Source organism: Paenibacillus sp. Soil750, assembly GCF_001428045.1.
GTDB lineage: Bacteria > Bacillota > Bacilli > Paenibacillales > NBRC-103111 > Paenibacillus_E > Paenibacillus_E allorhizoplanae.
This window is the reverse complement of the sequence record NZ_LMSD01000001.1, coordinates 515,102-533,167: the sequence shown is the minus strand read 5'-3', so window position 1 is coordinate 533,167 and position 18,066 is coordinate 515,102. Positions and strand designations below refer to the sequence as shown.

At 46.2% G+C, this 18,066-nt stretch carries 14 protein-coding genes; 3 read left to right on the top strand and 11 right to left on the bottom strand.

Going from position 1 to position 18,066, the window contains the following annotated elements:
• Window positions 1–2 precede the first annotated feature (2 nt).
• The 4 genes from ASL11_RS02355 to ASL11_RS02340 form a co-directional block, all read right to left on the bottom strand.
• Complete coding sequence (locus ASL11_RS02355; protein WP_063795442.1) at window positions 3–4,772, bottom strand: OmpL47-type beta-barrel domain-containing protein; 4,770 nt, start codon at window positions 4,770–4,772, stop codon at window positions 3–5.
• Between the two features lie 63 nt (window positions 4,773–4,835).
• Entirely contained in the window at window positions 4,836–5,705 is an 870-nt protein-coding gene (locus tag ASL11_RS02350; protein WP_056609229.1) for a carbohydrate ABC transporter permease, read from the bottom strand.
• Window positions 5,706–5,718: 13 nt separating this feature from the next.
• Complete coding sequence (locus ASL11_RS02345) at window positions 5,719–6,618, bottom strand: ABC transporter permease (RefSeq protein ID WP_056609227.1); 900 nt, start codon at window positions 6,616–6,618, stop codon at window positions 5,719–5,721.
• Window positions 6,619–6,711: 93 nt separating this feature from the next.
• Entirely contained in the window at window positions 6,712–8,271 is a 1,560-nt protein-coding gene (locus ASL11_RS02340) for an extracellular solute-binding protein (RefSeq protein WP_056609225.1), read from the bottom strand.
• A gap of 303 nt (window positions 8,272–8,574) precedes the next feature.
• Between ASL11_RS02340 and ASL11_RS02335 the strand changes: the two genes are divergently transcribed.
• Window positions 8,575–10,908 (top strand): helix-turn-helix domain-containing protein, encoded by a 2,334-nt coding sequence (locus ASL11_RS02335; RefSeq protein WP_056609222.1) that lies wholly within the window; start codon window positions 8,575–8,577, stop codon window positions 10,906–10,908.
• A 312-nt stretch (window positions 10,909–11,220) separates the two neighbouring features.
• On the opposite strand, the gene ASL11_RS02330 is transcribed toward ASL11_RS02335, so the two are convergent.
• Window positions 11,221–11,691: an NUDIX hydrolase gene (locus ASL11_RS02330; RefSeq protein ID WP_056609220.1), complete on the bottom strand. Its 471-nt coding sequence runs from the start codon at window positions 11,689–11,691 to the stop codon at window positions 11,221–11,223.
• A 311-nt stretch (window positions 11,692–12,002) separates the two neighbouring features.
• Window positions 12,003–12,344 (bottom strand): winged helix-turn-helix transcriptional regulator, encoded by a 342-nt coding sequence (locus tag ASL11_RS02325; RefSeq protein WP_056609218.1) that lies wholly within the window; start codon window positions 12,342–12,344, stop codon window positions 12,003–12,005.
• Window positions 12,345–12,610: 266 nt separating this feature from the next.
• Here ASL11_RS02325 and ASL11_RS02320 point away from each other — a divergent pair, with 266 nt between their 5' ends.
• Both ASL11_RS02320 and ASL11_RS02315 read left to right on the top strand, forming a co-directional pair.
• Window positions 12,611–13,507: an alpha/beta fold hydrolase gene (locus ASL11_RS02320; RefSeq protein WP_056609216.1), complete on the top strand. Its 897-nt coding sequence runs from the start codon at window positions 12,611–12,613 to the stop codon at window positions 13,505–13,507.
• Window positions 13,508–13,552: 45 nt separating this feature from the next.
• Window positions 13,553–14,062: a dihydrofolate reductase family protein gene (locus ASL11_RS02315; RefSeq protein ID WP_056609213.1), complete on the top strand. Its 510-nt coding sequence runs from the start codon at window positions 13,553–13,555 to the stop codon at window positions 14,060–14,062.
• A gap of 339 nt (window positions 14,063–14,401) precedes the next feature.
• Here the strand turns inward: ASL11_RS02315 and ASL11_RS02310 are convergent, their stop codons facing one another.
• The 5 genes from ASL11_RS02310 to ASL11_RS02285 form a co-directional block, all read right to left on the bottom strand.
• Complete coding sequence (locus tag ASL11_RS02310) at window positions 14,402–15,085, bottom strand: Type 1 glutamine amidotransferase-like domain-containing protein (RefSeq protein WP_056609211.1); 684 nt, start codon at window positions 15,083–15,085, stop codon at window positions 14,402–14,404.
• Between the two features lie 291 nt (window positions 15,086–15,376).
• Entirely contained in the window at window positions 15,377–15,814 is a 438-nt protein-coding gene (locus tag ASL11_RS02300) for a hypothetical protein (RefSeq protein ID WP_157256781.1), read from the bottom strand.
• A gap of 140 nt (window positions 15,815–15,954) precedes the next feature.
• Complete coding sequence (locus ASL11_RS02295; RefSeq protein WP_235550345.1) at window positions 15,955–16,392, bottom strand: hypothetical protein; 438 nt, start codon at window positions 16,390–16,392, stop codon at window positions 15,955–15,957.
• A 152-nt stretch (window positions 16,393–16,544) separates the two neighbouring features.
• On the bottom strand, window positions 16,545–17,060 hold the full coding sequence (locus ASL11_RS02290; RefSeq protein ID WP_056609206.1) for a GyrI-like domain-containing protein: 516 nt from the start codon (window positions 17,058–17,060) through the stop codon (window positions 16,545–16,547).
• A 298-nt stretch (window positions 17,061–17,358) separates the two neighbouring features.
• Window positions 17,359–17,787 (bottom strand): hypothetical protein, encoded by a 429-nt coding sequence (locus ASL11_RS02285; protein WP_157256779.1) that lies wholly within the window; start codon window positions 17,785–17,787, stop codon window positions 17,359–17,361.
• Window positions 17,788–18,066 lie beyond the last annotated feature (279 nt).

The window sequence follows — 18,066 nt, the reverse complement described above, 5'->3', positions numbered from 1 at the left end:
GTCTACTGCAAGACACTCGCAACCCTGAGGAGTATCTGCGCAGCAACGGATGTGATATGCTTGCCACTTTGTGCTTCTACTTCGTGAAGAAATGCATTCAACTTGCTATGCTGCAGCTTTTCTACCAGACTGTTCTCGATTCCCTTATTATCAATCCATGACATGGCTGTAAACTTAGTAATTAGCGACTGCAGCGATTGGATGTCAGCATAGGTTTGGAACGTGACAGTAACACTCCGTTCGTTCCCTACTGTATCAACCCCCTTCACGAGAAGCGCATGCATCCCAAGAGGGAGCGTATACAGTGGAATCTGATTCCCCTCATAGACTTGCTGATCGTCAAGCCATAACTTCGTCTTGGACTGATCTACACCGGACAAGGAGTCGGTAAGCGTAAGTTGAGGTATAAGCACTTCACTGGCACTCAACGCCTGATTCGCGCTTGGCGTAGAAACGGCGATAACCGGAGCCGACATATCTAGCTGAACACTTACCGTTTGAACGGCCTCCTCGTTCCCTGCTTGATCGGTAGAACGATAAGAAATAGCGTGGATGCCATCCGTGTTGATTACAATCGGAGTCAGATAGGGCTGCCAAGTCGCTCCTCCATTTTCACTATACACAGTACTCGTCACGCCAGAAGTCGCGTCAGACGCTGACAATGTCAGGGTAACCGGATGGACGTACCATCCATTCGGTCCGTCCGGCTGCGCCGGTGACAGCACAGACGTTGTTATTGGCGCTGTCTGGTCAAGATGAAGCGTGATCGCCTTCGCAGTCTCCATATTTGCTGCCAGATCGGTTGAACGGTATCGGAACTCAATCGCTCCGTTATCCTGGTCAAGCGTAAGTGGCGATGTATACACGCTCCAATTCGCTCCACCGTCCAGACTGTAGTTCGTTTGTGACAAAGTGGACGATCCTTCGCCTCGACCCAACTGAATCGTAATCGGATGCACGAACCAGTTATTGGCTCCATCTGGCTGAGTAGGAGCGATAGTTGCTTCCGTGATCGGTTTGCGAAGCTGCGTGACCACGATGTCGTCAAACTGCAGATTATCGAAACCGCCTGCATAGAACCCAATCGTTCCGGTCAAATTGTGCGCTGGATCGGAAGCTTTTAACTTGAGCACCCCATTGACGAATAGAGAGATATTCGCGCCGTTCACGATTAGCTCAAGGGTATACTCCGTATTCGGAGCCAAATCCTCATAGTTCAAGTTGGACTGTTTCACAGTCGCCCATGAACCGTTATAAAGAATCCATTGCGACGCTCCGTCCACCGTCTTACGGTACCCGATTCGGTCTCCGCTGCCGGAAACCAAGCGATCAAATATATAAAACGTCGCTGCACTCGGGATCGTGGCCGGTGTCTTCAGTTTGAACGTCAAATCGTAGTTCGTGAACGAACGCGGAGATGTGGCAGACGCCCCTTTCAAAAGCCGATACTTATGGTCGCCATTCACGGTTATAATGCTACGATTCGGATCTACTGGCCAGCCGCCTCCGCCGGATTCAAAATCCGTCTTCAGCAGAACATCCGACACGATGATGTGACTTGTCGCTGACGCTTCAGGCGTCTCGACCGACGTTACGGTAATGTCCGTCTCACCAGATCCGACGGCGGTAACCAAGCCGTTTCCATCGACAACGGCTACCTCTGGATTGCTCGATGTCCATATAACATCGTGATTAACGCTATCTGAAGGATCAAAGCTCACTTGTAGATTCAGCTGTTCATCCGCTCCGATATTCGCGCTGGTTCGATTCAGCAGCAACCCAGCAACCTTCGTGTTTGGCACCGACAGCTTGATGTCGTCGAACAATAGATAATCAAAGCCGCCTGCATAAAAGCCGACCGTACCGGATGGATTATACGTCGCATCCGTCGCCTTCAGCTTCAGCACGCCACCCACATAGAGGCTGATGTCAGCACCTTTTACAAGCAACTTGACGCTATACTCGGTATCCGGTGCCAAATCTGAGTATGGCAGGTTCACTTCCTTAACGGTCCCCCAGGCCTTATTATAGAGAAGCCATTTGGACGTACCGTCTTCAAGCTTGCGGTAACCGATGCGGCCCCCGCCGTTCGAACCTAGCCTGTCGAAGAAATAAATCGTGCCTAGGCTTGGCATGGTTGGTGGCGTCTTCATCTTGAATGTCAGTTCGTAATTGGTATATTCGTTCGGCGAAACTGCCGTTGCGCCTTTCAGCACTTTATACATATGATTGCCAGCCATTTCTATGACGGACCGATTCGGATCCACCGGCCAGCTATTTCGCCCCGTCTCAAAATCGGTATATTCATAAATACCGTCTCCGATCTCGACGTTAATCATGACTTCATCTTGAAGCAGCGGGTTTTCTGCTGAAGTGACTGTGATGACTGCTTGGCCGATAGCCGCCCCCTTCATCGTTCCTTTGCTGTCCACTTTGACAACACTCGGATCGCTGGACGTAAATAACAGCTTTGGATTCGTGGCGTCCCAAGGTAACACGGCCGTGTGCAGCTCATATGCTTTACCAATTCCAATCGTCACGTTTGCATCATAGGCACGAACACCTTGTACTGGAATGGTATCTGGCGCCAGATACGGTCCCGCTTTGCCAATAATCCCTATGTCGTCAAAAGGAATCGGATGGAAGCCAGGTATTTGTTGGAAAACTGCGGCATCGCTTTTTAGATTGAGATCGCCAGCCGCCAGATTCACAAAGCCAGGATCGCTGTTCGTCACCCAGTTATTCGCATACTGCAGCAGATTAAACTTATCGTAAGCCCCTTGCGCATTAGTTATGCTGCTGCGGGCCCTGGTAGGGTTATATATCACATTGTTCTGTAAGGTATTCGTTGTCGGATAATAGCGATTTTCCGTAAAGAAGTCCGCGAGCTCCGGATATTTGACCAAATACGGCGTCCCTACAAAATTATTATTTTGGGCAAACAACGTCTGCCATTTCGGCATGTAGTTCTTCGGGATCTGCTTATCTGGTGCGTCACCTAGATAGATGTCGGCATAATCATAAGGTACTTCACTATCGATAAACAGATTATTCCGAGTCTTGATGTGCGCCCCACCGTTATTTTTAATTGCGGAATTGCCCATTTTGTAGAAAATATTATCTTCAATCGTCAGCCCCATTGTGAAATTGTCTGGATAAACGCCTTCTACCCCAGCTTTGGATTCACCAATATTATGAAAATAATTCCCTCGAATGACGGTCCCTCGCTGTTGCGGTGTCTCGCCTGCGTTCATATAAATGGCTCCGAGGTCGGAGAACATTTTACATACATCATAAATGTTGTTGGAATCCACTAAGTGGTCGTTGCCAAAGATTAGAATACCGGGATGCGGCGCATCGTGAATTTCATTGTGTGACACACGGTTGCCGACACCGGTCAGAATGACGCTAGGATTGTACGCCTTGTGATAATAAGCAAAATCATGGATATGAGAATTTTCCACATAGTTGTTACCCGGCTCCAGCGTGACACGGCTGCCTCCGTTCAAAGTGACCGCTGTCCCGCCGATATGATGGATGTGACTGTTTGTTATTCCGTGATTCACCCCCGTCGCTGTCGCGAAATCATTGTATAACCACCGGCTTGGCGTATTAATCTGCACACCGCCGTTTGTAAAGTTGCGGATTTCACAATGGGATAGCAGCACATGATCACCACCCATAATCACCACAGCCGAATCGCGCCCATTCTCCAAAGTCAGATCCTCGAATGTAACATAAGATGCCCCTACCGAATTAATCATCGGTGTTTTCAGCATCGTAACGGTTATCTCGGGATGCTCCTCTTCAAACGATGCTGTCGGCATGAAGTACAAGACCCCCTGCGTACGGTCAATGTAGTATTCGCCGGGCATATCGATCTCCTCGAGCAAATTTTGCGCGAAATGGAAATCCGGATACCAGTTCTTGAACAGGCCGCTCATTTCACCGTAGCGCAATGTAATCTGCTTATTTAATGTATCAATCGAAGCGATTTTGTTATACGACCATTCCCAGCTGTAACCGAAAATACCATCCAGCCAAATGTCGTCGGCATTCGTCCAGTATTGCGGCCTGTCGTACGTGTAACTGAACGTCCCTCCTCGATCCTGCAGATCAGAATCCTTGCGTGTCGGCCCTGCATCAATAATGTCACCCATTTGCACCGTGCCGCTATTCGGCCAGCGCGCAAGTGTCATACCTTCACCTGCCACGTACAGCTCCATCGGTGGAACCTGACTGACATCGTTGGCCTTATAGTAACCGTGTCGGCTCATCACGCCGTAATCCGAAATGCCGTGACTACTCAGATCAACCTGCAGTACTTTGGTACGGGCATCGGCACTAATGATCCGCTGCAGAATCGCCGGGTTGGTAACTTGCGTAAACCAAATCTTGTCGAGCGATTGACCACCGGACAGACTTACCTTCTCGTTCGGATAGGCTTTGTACGTGATCGGACTGTCAGCCGTACCGGAGTCCTGCTGCTCGATCTGGAAGCTGGATGTTCGATTATACGTGCCGCCCCGCAAATAAACGGTCACACCGCCATCCGGCAAGCCGGAAGTGCTCTTCAACTGACGAACTGCATCTCGAGCCTTTTCTAGTGTTTGAAAAGGCTCATCGATTCCGCCCCCATTGGAATCGCTTCCATCTGTGGCCACATAGAAGGCCGTTTCCGGTAATCCGGATTCGGCCTGAACGGCAGGTAAAACGAACAGATTCAACATCATGGCAGTGATCGCGAGAATAATTGCTTTTTTTCTAAGCATATCTCTACATCCCTTCACAAAATAAATTTTACTTGTCACTGGAGAGACGTATTCAGGACTGCGCTATCCTTTCACCGAACCAATCATTGTACCTTTCTCGAAATAACGAAGCAGGAAAGGATACATCACCAACACTGGAAGGGCGGATACGATGACCGCTGCCATCTTCAAACTCTCTGGCGCAGGCGGAATTTCATTCACAGCCGTCGTAAACGGATCGAGCCTGTTCTCAATCAGAATTTGCCGGACAATCTGCTGCAACACGAATTTGGATTGATCGGTCACATACAGCAAATTGTCCATAAAGGCATTAATGTGATACACAAGCGACCAGAGGCCAATCGTAACCAAAACAGGGACTGACAGTGGCAAAATAATGCGAGTAAGAATACGCAGATCACGTGCTCCGTCAATCCGTGCCGCCTCAATCAGCGCATCCGGAATCGAGCGGAAGAATGAAATCATGACTAGCACTTGAAACGCGTTCGCCGCATGCGGCAGCACGTAAACCCACCGCGTATTCAGCAAATGCAGCTCCTTTATAAGGAGATAGTTCGGCACGATCCCACCATCGAAGATCATTGTGAAAAGCAGAAGCAATACCAGTACCCGCTTCCATGGCATTTCATTGCGAGACAGCGGATAGGCTGCACAAACGGTTACGATTAGGGTAAGCGCTGTGCCGACAACCATCCGAAACAACGTATTGCTGTACCCTTTCCAGATGAACGGATAGGTCAGTAATTCCTTGTATGGTGTCAAGGTCAGATCCCTCGGAAACCAGTGAAAGCCATTGCGGAGCGCCTCTCCCCTCCCGCTTAGCGATACTGAAAGCACGTGAATAAAGGGGTAGACGACAATAATGGCGAGCACGCCAAGTATGATATAAATGATGCTGACGCTTAAGCGATCCTGCCAGTTTCTATTTCTCATGTTGCGAATCCTCCTACCATAAGCCGCTCTCTCCCTTGCTTAATCTGCGCACCGTGAAGTTAGCCCCCAGAATTAGCAGCAATCCTACCAGCGACTTGAACAAGCCAATCGCAGCCGTATAACTGTATTGAAATTGCTGTAGTCCTACGCGATAGACGTAAGTATCAATCACATCGCCAGTATCAAAAGTGACAGGATTAAGCAAGTTGATAATTTGTTCAAAGTTCGCGCTCAAGAAGCCGCCTAGGCTGAGAATAAACATTATCGCTATCGTTGGCATAATCGACGGAATATTAATATGAAACAAACGCTGCCAGCGATTCGCGCCATCCATGGTTGCCGACTCATGCAGTTCCGGATTAATACCCGACAGTGCAGCAAAGTAAATAATGGAGCCCCAGCCGATATCCTTCAAAATGGCCGAACCCACCACAATGGAGCGAAAATATTCCTTATGGCCCATGTAAAATACCGGTTTGCCACCGAACCAACCGACGATCTCAGCCACGACGCCCGTTGTCGGCGACAGGAAATAGATGACGAGACCGGACATGATGACCCACGAAACGAAATGCGGCAAATACATCGTCATCTGCACGAAGCGCTGAAAAAAGCGGGATCTGATCTCATTAAGCAGAAGCGCCAGCACGATCGGTGCGGGAAAGGCGAACAGCAGCAAGTACAGATTCAGCAGCAGCGTATTACTCAGCAACCGATAGAAATCGGCTGAATGAAACAGCGCCTCGAAATGCTTAAAGCCTACCCAAGGACTGCCCCATATCCCATCGATAACGCGAAAATCCTTGAATGCGATGAGTACCCCGTAGATCGGGCCATATTTGAATACGAGAAAAAAGGCAAAAGCAAACAGATAGAGCGCAAATAGCTCCCTATTCTTCAAAATCATCTTCATGTCTTTGCACTTCCTCAGGGCCAGTTGCGTCTCCTCCCCCGGCAGCGGCAAACGGCTTGCTTACCGGGGATGCGGATTCGCTTCTCAAGCTGATTATTTTTTAAATTGCTTCTGGTACATGTCGTTGGCTTCCTTGGTCAGCTCGTCTCCACCCTTAGCTTTCCACTCCGCCACATACTTATCGAAATCACTAAGCGGCAATTCTCCACTAATAATTTGAGCAAAATATTTCTGCGTCAGTGCCGTCAAGTCTTTTTTATACTTTCCATCTGACGGAAGCGCAGCGAACAACAGTGCATCCGTCTGGTTCGGCGCAGAAGAGTACGTACGAACGGCTTCGTTCATCTGCGGATTGGAATATTTATCTCGATAGGCCCGAGTCGTGATATTACCAAGCGAGAACAATCGAATGCCAACAGCATCACGTTGTTCCTGCTTTTCAAAGCCCGTTAAGACTTTCGTTGCGCCAGAAGTCGCTCCGCTTGCTACAAAATCCCATTGGGTACCTTTGACACCCAAGCTCGTCATGTTGATCGTTTCTTCGTCATTGCTTTCTGCACGCAATATTTCAAAAATTTTGTTTAGTTTAGCTGGGTCATTCTTCACCTTGTTGCCAAGCACAATGTAATTACTTTTTACTCCCCAATCCCAGCTGCCGCTGCCGCCAGGTCCTTTCGGATTTTTACCCAGTTGGAGCTTTGCACTCGGATTGATGTCTTTCATCGCAATAATTGTCGCACCATCGGCGAGCGCTGCTTTTCCGACTTGCTCCTCAATCACACCAATCCGACTGTTATACAGTTTCTTGCGGTACGAATCTTGTGTATCCGTAATATATTCAGGATCGATCACGCCGTCTGCATACCATTTGCGCAATTTCTCAAGAGCAGCCTTTGCTTCTGGCATAATGGAACCGTTCATAATCTGTCCTTGTTTTTCATGCCACATGGTTGGTTGTACACCAAAAGCGCCAAATATGGAGTAAAAGCCCGTTGACCAAGTCGACGTCGCCGTACCGGTCAAGCCGTAGGTATCGTTCTTACCGTTGCCATCTGGGTCTTTCTTCGCGAAAGCATAAGCCGCCTGCTCGAATTCATCCAGTGTCTCTGGAAGCTTCGTGATACCGACTTTGTCTAGCCAGTCTTTGCGCCATAACATGGTAAGGTCATAAGGTTTCAAATCGATAAACATCGGGACTGCCCATAGCTTGTTGCTAAACGTTACCGTCTGGAACAGCGCCTTCGACTGTTCAACATCTTTATAGTATTCAGGCATTTTCTCTTTCACCATATTGGTATCCAGGTCCATCAGAACACCTTGCGCTTGGTAGGCAGAGACATTGGATGGATCACCCAGCATGAACACATCCGGTACGTCACCGGAAGCGATACTGGCATCGGTCACTTTGACCGGTTTGATTTTGATATTGAATTTCTGTTCAAGCCATTTCTGCACAGGCGTATCGGCAACGACCGCCGGCGCTTGGAATTGAATGCCCCACGTAATTTCAATTGGCTTTGCAGCAGCAGTACTACTCGGTTGACTCGATTCGGAAGTTGTTTTCTTTTCTGCGGAACATCCGCTAAGTACGCTTGCGGCCATGCTAGCTGCTAAGACGGTGAGTGCGACTGGTTTCATTTTATAGATAGGCAATATAATCTCCCCCTGCTTCACATCATGAATTCCGTTCCTTAACTCGCTCTACCCCGGCCGGGAATTGGGAACGGTTACATCCTTTACGATATCCGTTGGCACACAACTACACAATCATCTCATTCGATTTTTGTTATGTTTTTCCTTTCCGTGGCTGTTTGTATAGCATTATGTTATCCGATTTTTCGTATGTTTTTCGCCTCTCGCCTTCCCCTTATTTCATTCTGTGCTATAATTTGCTTGGTGCTGAGTATGACATCCACCTGATATTGAAAACGCTAACACTACGAAAGGAGGGTCTGGATGCCTAGTCTTCAAGTGATTCGCAACCGATCTCTCTTCGTCAAACTACTGTTATCCATGACGGCGATCGTCATCGTCACTGTCATCCTCATTTCTTCGGTTACCTATACAATTTCTGCCGATACGAGCATTCAGAATTCGATTGAATATAATCAATCCATCATGGAGCAGCAGCGGGAACTGATTCATAAAGAACTGAATGCGATACAGAATATCGCCTCCAGCATGGTCATGACCCAATCTTACCTGTATCACAAAATAAACGATAAACTAAGTGTGTCTTCCCTCATTGACTTGACACGATTTCTGGAGGAGCAGCAGAAACTGAGTCCTTATATCGACTCCATTTATCTCGTATACAATAAACTCGATCTCATTCTGACCTCACGTTCCGATATGAAAATGTCCCCTTTATCTTCCTTCACCGACCGTTCTTGGCTGACGGCAATGAATGAAGACACCGCGAACCGGACCTTGTGGCTTACCAATCGTCCTGGCAATACGATAAAAGGGACACTTGCCACCAGCTTAATGCAGAAAATGCCGCTCATTGGTCCAGTTGATGGGGCCATTGTGATCAATTTGAAGCTCGACCTGCTCTTTAAAGAATATTTGAGCCATTACCATAATAAGAAGGGGCTGACGCTTGTCCTCGGATCACAAGGCGAGCCTCTCTATAGTGAAACGGAAGAAGCGGCAGCCCTAATCGGGAAGTTTGATCAAAGCGTGCTGTCCGCTCCGGGAAGCGGCTCATACGTCGACGATCGACGGTGGATCGTGACCTACACCACGTCTAATGTGACAGGCTGGAAGTTTGTCAATTTGACTAAGCGATCCGTCCTGCTTGAGGGCTTGAGCCGGATTAAACTGATCGTCGCTGCCGTTTCCGTTCTTTACGTCACCGTTGCCATTTTGCTGCTGTTTTATATCTCACAAAGACTATACCGGCCGCTCAAAAGCGTTCTCACCTATATTAGTGGGGGAGAACGAGCAAGCTCAGAAACCTCCCTGCCGGCCGCCGACGAAGCGAGCTTCATTCAGCAGGCATTCGAACGGCTTCGTCATAGCCGGGAAACAATCCTTAGCGAGAAGGAAAGAGTAGAAACTTTGCTTGGCGACAACCGTTCAGCGATTAAGGAGAAATATTTGAGTGATCTCATCAAGGGGCGGGCGATTTCTAAGCAGAACAGTGGGCAGGAGAAGGATGCAGCGGAGCTTTTGGGACTTAAACTGGATTTCGAACGATTTGCCCTCCTGACAATCGAGTTGGAGGAACAATCCCTACTGAATGATTCAACTGGCAATCTCCATTTTCATCTATTTCAATATGGCTTAATTGAAGAGCTTGGACCCGAAATCAACGGTGAAATCTTCGCTAGGGATGATGAACGCACCATCATCATCATTGTTGCTGTGCCTGCCAACCAGGATGATTTCCCAATTGAGCTTGCGAGAAAACTACAACGAAATATGGAGAGCCGCTACAACATCCTTGCAACGATCGGCCTGAGCCGCATCCATACGGGTGTGTTTTCGGCCCAAACCGCCTACGAAGAATCGGTCGAAGCGCTCAGCCTGAAAATGTATGTCGGCAAAGGCGAAATCGTGCCCTATACGATCGTTAGCTCTTGGAAGCAGGATGAAGAGACCTATTTTTACCCATACGAGCTAGAGACAAAGCTGCTTCAAGCGCTGCTTCAGCTGAACGAAGAGGAATGTGCGGAGACGATTAGTCGTATCACGAAAGAGGTGACCGCCCGCAGACTGGGGAAAGCCAACGTGCAGCAGCTCTTTTTTCAATTAAGCGGAGAGATTGTAAAGACGCTGGTACAAACCGGCGGAGATATGACCGCCGTACTCGGCGATCGTCCGTTCGTGCTGTCCGATATCCAGACGCTTCGTGATATGGAAGCACGCTTGATGGAGATGTGCACCCAAATCATTGCGCATAATCGGGAGAAGCGGTTGAAGCTCAATGATATGACCTTGCAGCTTGCTACCGAATTTATGGAGAAGAACTATAATAACAACATTACAATCGAGACGGTTGCCGGTCACGTGCAGCGAAGCACGTCCTTTTTGAGCCGTATCTTCAAGGAAGCTACAGGTACAACGATCAACGACCATTTGATTCATTTGCGGATCAAACGAGCTTGTGAGCTGCTGCGACAGCCAAAATATTCGCTCGAGGACATATGCCGTGAAATCGGCTATGCCAACGTCAGCTACTTCAGCAAGCTGTTCAAATCCCGCATGGGGAGTACGCCTGGACAATATCGGCTACTGCAAACGGTAGATCAGAACCCGGTGGGAGGCTTGGAACACTCGGAGTAGTAATGCTAAGAAGAAGCTGTCTTCAAAGACAACTGTCATGAGAAGATATAGTGTTAGACTGGCCCCCTTGATGTTACGGGATTTGTGTATTGAAATGTTGTCAGTTTATAAAATCAAGAATTATTCTGGACATAAAAATTAAACAGCGACAGACTAGGACTTGAAAATAAAGTCTTAGACTGCCGCTGTGCTATTGAACTAACGTTCCCAGTTAGTTCAACAAAAGCCATTCTACCTAGTCTTTTATTGACCTTTCCGCTCGACGCCTGATAAATCAAAAAGAAATTCCTCTCATCCTAGTGTAGAACGAACCTATCTATAAGTGCCTATTTTATTGAGTAGCCAGTCCTTCAAAGCATCTTCATGTTGTTTGTTAAAAAGGGGTGGTAAATCCTCAATAGAGAAATATCTTACTTCTAATGTTTCTGTCCCGTCAGCAGTTAGCTCGCCACTAACTGATTTACACTGAAAAAAGAAAGAAATAGTCTGAGCTTTTCCGCCGTTAGGATAAGTTTCGAAATATTTTGTATATATACCGATTAGATGTTCAACGTTCACTGTTAGACCAGTTTCTTCAAAAATTTCGCGTATTGCTGTTTCCTCAGCTGATTCCCCAAGTTCCATTGCACCGCCTGGGAATCCCCATGCATTTCTATCTCCTCGTTTTTGCAATAACACTTCATTCTTTTCGTTGTAAATAATACCTCCGGAAAAATTAAGAAATATTAAATCCTTTCCAACCTTTTCTCGAATAAAACGAATATAATTTTTATTTTCAGCCATATTTCCCCTCCATGCTAGCTCCTTTTTTAAGAAGACTAACATATGTAATATTGAATAGTAATGGAATTTTGTTGGCTTAATAAGGAAATTTGTAACATTAAACAAATCTGCCCGATAGTTAAGCTTATCGAAAGAAACGAAAACAAGCGATGGATCGATTCCATCGCCGCGCTCTTCCAGAAACGCAACTTCTTCAAGTGTTAACTTAATTGAAAGAGCCTACCGCATTTTCGAGATGAACGGAGACTATCGTGTCAATCATTTGTTCCGCTCCCAACCGTCTGCGCTCCCGTGCTTCGTTACATTCACACCTATGCCATCTCTTCCGTCCCTCGCTCGGTACTTAAGCCATTTTCCTGAACCCATGTCCACATAGCCGCAAAAATAGGCTGCAGATTCCACCCTCGCTCAGTCAGCTCATATTCGATGTGCAAGGGCACACCGGGGTACTGCGTGCGCGTTATAATCCCCTTCTCCTCCAGCACCCGCAGTCGATCCGTTAACGTCTTCGGGCTAATCGGGTGTAGCTTTCGCCGCAGCTCTCCAAATCGTTTGGTTCCGACAAACAACTCTAGCAGAAGAGGCAGGGTCCACTTACCATCCAAGATTTCCAGCAAAGGATCAATGGCTTCGATACAAGAACGATCCAACATTGACGATTCCTCCGTAGTTCATTTTTTGAAACTACTGCACTTTATTGTAAGTACTTTTCAAATATACCACAGTGCTGTAGTCTTATTGAAGAGCCGAAACACAAAATTCTACTTCATATCGATACCAATCCCTGTGTGGTGCGCGCAACCGGGGCGCTCAATCGATATTAACAGGACTTTGAATCACTTTAATAATCAGAATATTCAGACTGATAGTCCATACTATTTAAACGCTGCTTGAAACAATTGGCAGATTGGAGGAAAAAATGCAAAGACCGTTTGATGTAGATGCATCGGAGTATCCGTTCAGGGACCACTGGATGTCTTATCGCGATGGCATGATTCATTACGTTGATGAGGGTCACGGGCCTGTCATTCTTCTCCTACACGGAAACCCCACCTGGTCGTATCTTTACCGGAACGTCATCAAAGAATTGAGCGGCGAATGCCGTCTGATTGCATTAGATTTCCCGGGACTCGGAATGTCACGAGCTCCTTCCGATTATGGCTATACGCCGAAAGAGCATTCTGAGGCTGTCACTGAATTCATCCGGCGACTGGATCTCAAGGACTTCGTACTAGTCGTCCAAGATTGGGGAGGCCCGATCGGATTCAACTACGCTGTAAGGCACCATGAGAACCTGCGCGGAGTTGTCGTGATGAATACCTGGGCATGGCCGGCCACGCTCCCTGCGATGAAGCTATTCTCGTTTGCCATAGGCGGATGGCCCTTCGGATATTGGCTGCAGACAAGGCGAAACTTCTTCGCCAAGAAGATTGTCCCACATGGGATCTATCATTCCGAGAAAATCACGGATGACTTGAGAAAAGCCTACACCGATCCATTCCCAACCCCAAAATCCCGTAAACCGACATGGGTATTCCCAAGGCAGATCCGAAAAGCGCGTCCGTGGCTCGAGGAAATAGAGGCGAAACTTCCGGTTCTATCCAATTTACCAGCACAGATTCTGTGGGGGATGAAGGATAGCGCGGGCTTTCCACCCGAAGAGATGGCAAAATGGCAAGGTTATTTGAAATTGAACGAAACCGAGTCGTTAGACGATGCCTCCCACTACGTGCAGGAAGATCGGCCGGACCGAGTGGTCGCATCCATCCGCAGAGTCCTTGAACGGACATCGCGACAATCAAGTAAGCTATGCTGAACTATAATCACCGTTTATTATCATCGACTATTAGGAGGCTATCCAATGAAAACAATTCTATGGGCAACACTAACAGGCAATGGCAACTACGCACAATCGAGTCCGAATAATCCCCCAAAAAAGGAAGCTCTCGGCGATTTTGCGGCACATGCTCAAGTAGCTGGTAATTTCATTGTCGGAAGACGCACATTTGAAGGGATGCAGGCGAGCGGAGGCGGGGGAGCTTTTACCGGCATGGATATCGTTGTCGTATCAGCAAACGTGAAAGAAATTCCCGGTGTAACGGTTGTCGGCTCCCCGCTCGAAGCCCTGAGCTACCTGCAGGATAAAGGCTATCAAACCGCCCTCATCTCGGGAGGCGCGGACCTTCACAATGCTTTTCTGGGTCAAGGGCTTGTTGACGAGCTCATATTCAATGTCGCGCCGGTATTGGAAGGGAAGGGACTCAATCTATTGATTGATACGGAGAAGTACCAATACAAGGAAGTGGAATTGTTGAACTTCAAATCACTCGGCAGCGGCGTCGTTCAATTGCACTATGCGATTGGTCATTAAAACGGCTGCAAGATAGATCACACCAAACGTATGAGTGGGGAAATTGAGCAATGATCAAATCTTTACGGTTCAACGAGGCCGTCGATCGTTTCCGTGGCAGCCTCGTTGTGTATTTAATATGAACTAACAATGCCAGTTACTCAATAGAAAACGGCAGCCGGTCAAATACCAGCTGCCGTCATGTCGTAATTGAACTATCGTTATTCGTTAGTTTAATAAATGATGTTTATGGCTGAACGTATCCAACAATCATCCCCCTTAATGTATTCCTTTGGGATTTGCACCAATTATATTGGAACTATATGCAATTCTCCACCATTGACTCTACAACGGAGTATATCAGGGTGAAAAATGCTTCCAATTCCCTTCGGAAACAACTTCGACTGCCCCGTCGATTACTTTAATGGCGGTCTGATCATCAATCGCATACGTCGGCCCTTGCATCCCAGCGGCCCATCTCTCTGCAGCAGCCATAGTGTTACTAGGCAGCATCTCGTGGTCCAGATGCGGAAATATTGCGAAATCAACCAGACTCAGTGTTTCATCACCACCGGTGGGTGGAGTCCAGCCAACGAAGAATTCCCCAATGTTAGGTGCCATCACCATACTCCCGGCGCTCATTCCCACATAAACTGCCTTCAGCGACGGCAAGAGGTCTGCCATTCCCGACTGCCGCATCCAGTGGCACAGGTAGAGGGCGTCCCCGCCCGCCACCAGCAGGACGTCCGTCTCCCGGACCAGCGGCACCCAGCGGTCTTTGTTGATGCTTGGCAGCGCTGTGAGCTCCAGCACGCCGACGGACTTCCAGCCCAGGTCGACCATGGGATTCTTGTAGATGGGATTCTCGGAATTCCCGCTGATGAAATGCCAGGCTTTGACACCGGGGCCGACCCAGGGGTGTCCGTACATCGCTGTGGGGATGCACAAGGCGTTGGAGTCGGCGATCGGCTTGCCCAGCATGTCAACTAACGCGTCTTGTATGCTTTTGTTATTAATGCCTGCAGATGTGAGCAATAATTTCATAACTTCACTCCTTGTCGTTGTGTGTGTTTGTCATTTATTCCTTTAGACTTTTCAAAGTAGGGAGTCGTAATTTCCCCGATTGCCTAGGTAAGATTAAGATAGGAGCAGTAAGTTTCTTTTTGAATTGATCGACTAAATTTGGATGGGGAGTGCCATCAAAAAGTATCAGTTCTGAATCTTGCTTTTTGTCACCACAAGACTGACATTGTGCCAAATCCCCTAACTCCTTTCAAAATACCGTTTCTATCATTGAGCTATCGTTATCCGTTAGCTTAATGCTTTTTTCAAATTTCAGCATAAATCATTTAGAAAAGCTAATGGATCTTTGCAAAATCTATAAGCATTCGATTGTTTTATTGTTAGAGCTATTGAATCTAATGAAGCATCATAAATGGTTTCACTTATTAATATTCTTGCTTTATTGATAACCATGAAATCCACAATTTCTCTTAGTATTTCTAAACTTATATTTCTAACGTCAATCCTACATGTTATTTCCGAAATGATGTTTCCATCATAGCTGATTTCCAAACAAGTCCCATCAATTTTTCCATACTGAATTCTTTCATCAGACCAACTTTTTTCTTGATGTAGTGATTTAGAAATACTTAATAATGAATCACTATTAAGGGGCGATTCGCCCCAAAGTAACATTTCTTCCTCATGTTCTTCTTCAATTACTATATTACTTTCTTTAACAATAAAAAATCGAGTTTGCCATAATCCCACCCAAAAATAATAATTCATATTGAATCTATATTCGGGAAAACGATTAAACTATCCTGCCCGTTAGTGCAGCAAAGGGCTGCCACTATTTTCCTTCAATGCAACTGCCTGACCAATCAAACAGAAGATAGTTTATCCGTTATCTATCCATTCATCGCTGTTATTAGGAAACAAATTGCAGTGAGAAAAGATAATGGTGTCATAACAAACTTTTCCTTTTTACTTTTGGACAAAGCATTTATTATGGTATTTACTATTAAATAAAATGAAAAAAAATAACATACTCCTATCGCAATGGTTGTTAAAGCATCTATCGAGATTACATTCCCTGCTTGAAGTAAAAAGATAATTGCAACCAACTGAATTAATACCGAAATTGCACATGCAACTCTCATTTGTTTTGGCATTACTTTGTACTTACCGCCCATTGCAAACTCTCCGTAAGGTAAACCCATAGCTAACAATATGTACAAAATAGCAATCGCTAAAAATGTAACACTTCCAATTAATGCTAATACCACTAAGACACCCCGATTACATTTACTTTTTTCTTCCAATTCCTTTTGTAGATAGCATAGCATTTACTCAAGTATCCTGCCCGTTAGCGTAGAGGTTTACTGTCATAAGGTTTTCCGCACTGTCTGTAACGGCAAGTTTTAAAGCCATCCTTTGCAGGATGGCCCTTTCTTTGTAGATAACATGGATTTACTGAACAGAAGTTCTTCGTACAAATCTACGACGACTTCTTACGAATAGGGTATAGCATTTTAAAGTTAAATGTTTCGATTTCAGAATAAGGGATTGTGAGAGCGTTCAACGGTTCAAGCGGAACTGTCTCCATCCCGAGTACGCCATGACGCCGATCAATCTCATAATCAGGCGACTGCTCGAGCCACGCAAATATCGCTTCATATACTCGCCACATATGGGCCTCATTCCCGTAGACTCGGGCGCTCACACAAAGCCCTCCGCTTACCTCCAAAGTCTCGATGCCATCCGGTACATCCCCAAACTCACGAACCGCCAATCCGACCCAAAGCGTATCGACTTTTTTGCTCCATTGCTCCTGTGGAATGAACACATACGCTGAAGGCCAGTCCGTAAGTCGCGTATCATCAAGTGGGACCTGCGCGGTAAGCTTGCTCCAGGCCACCCGCGTCCCGCTCTTGTCTGGTGTCATTCCCGTTCTTACTGCCAATGTCTTGAAAGGCGCCACTTCAACCAAATCAATCGCTATTGCTTCCTGCAAAAATACCCTCTCCAATCCCACTTGATTCATGAATAACTACACTGTCAACATCTTGTTAATCTTATTCGGTATTTTCCATAAAAATCCTTTGAAGTAAAACTGCTTATCCTGCCCATTCGTAACGATTGGCTACCAGGCGAGAGCACTTTTGGCATTCAACTAACTAACGTTACCCGTTAGCTTAATAACGTGACCTGTCTTATTCATGATACAGTTCTCCGTAATGTATTTAATGTATCTAAACCAAACTTCTATATATAGAAGAAAAATCTGATAATGACACCTACTTAGGCTGCTCCTAATTACTATGACTCACTTGTGTTTCCTTTTGTATTCCGTCGGGGGTTATAACAATTTGCCAAATTTCACCATTATCCCCTTTATAAAAATAAGAGAACATAATTGTTTTGTTCTTAATCACATTGATATAGAGTTGATATTGTAAGTTCCCATTCTTAATTTCACCATGTGCTACACGCTGAATATCAGGTGTATATTTAAAGCTTTCCTTTGTTTTATCAAATATCCATACATCACTTCCATCCCCGTAACCTCTAAATGCCTCTTGTCCAAACTTATTTTTAATTTCATTTTCAGTCATTCCAATTTTTGCATTGTCTTTTAAATATTCAATTGTTATCAATGGGTTTTTGTTTTGGTCACTACACCCACTATTCAAAAACAATATAGATATAAAAAGGATGATATGGCAGTATATCTTTTTCATAAAAGGCTCCTCCTTTGGTCTTATAGTCTTATTACGTTTCCAAATCATGGAAAGTTCCGCTATCCTGCCCGTTACTTTAATGAAAACAGGGAGCAGCTGCCGCGCGGCAATCTGCTCCCTGTTTATTGTGCTATCGTTACCCCTTAGTTTAGTTTCATTTAGATTTTTCTTCACCAGTGGGTTCTAATTAGTTTATTCCTTCTACAAAAACCAAAATATTTTTTGTTGACTTAAACTATGGTTTAAGTCGTATCATATTCTTGTCGACAATGAAAGATA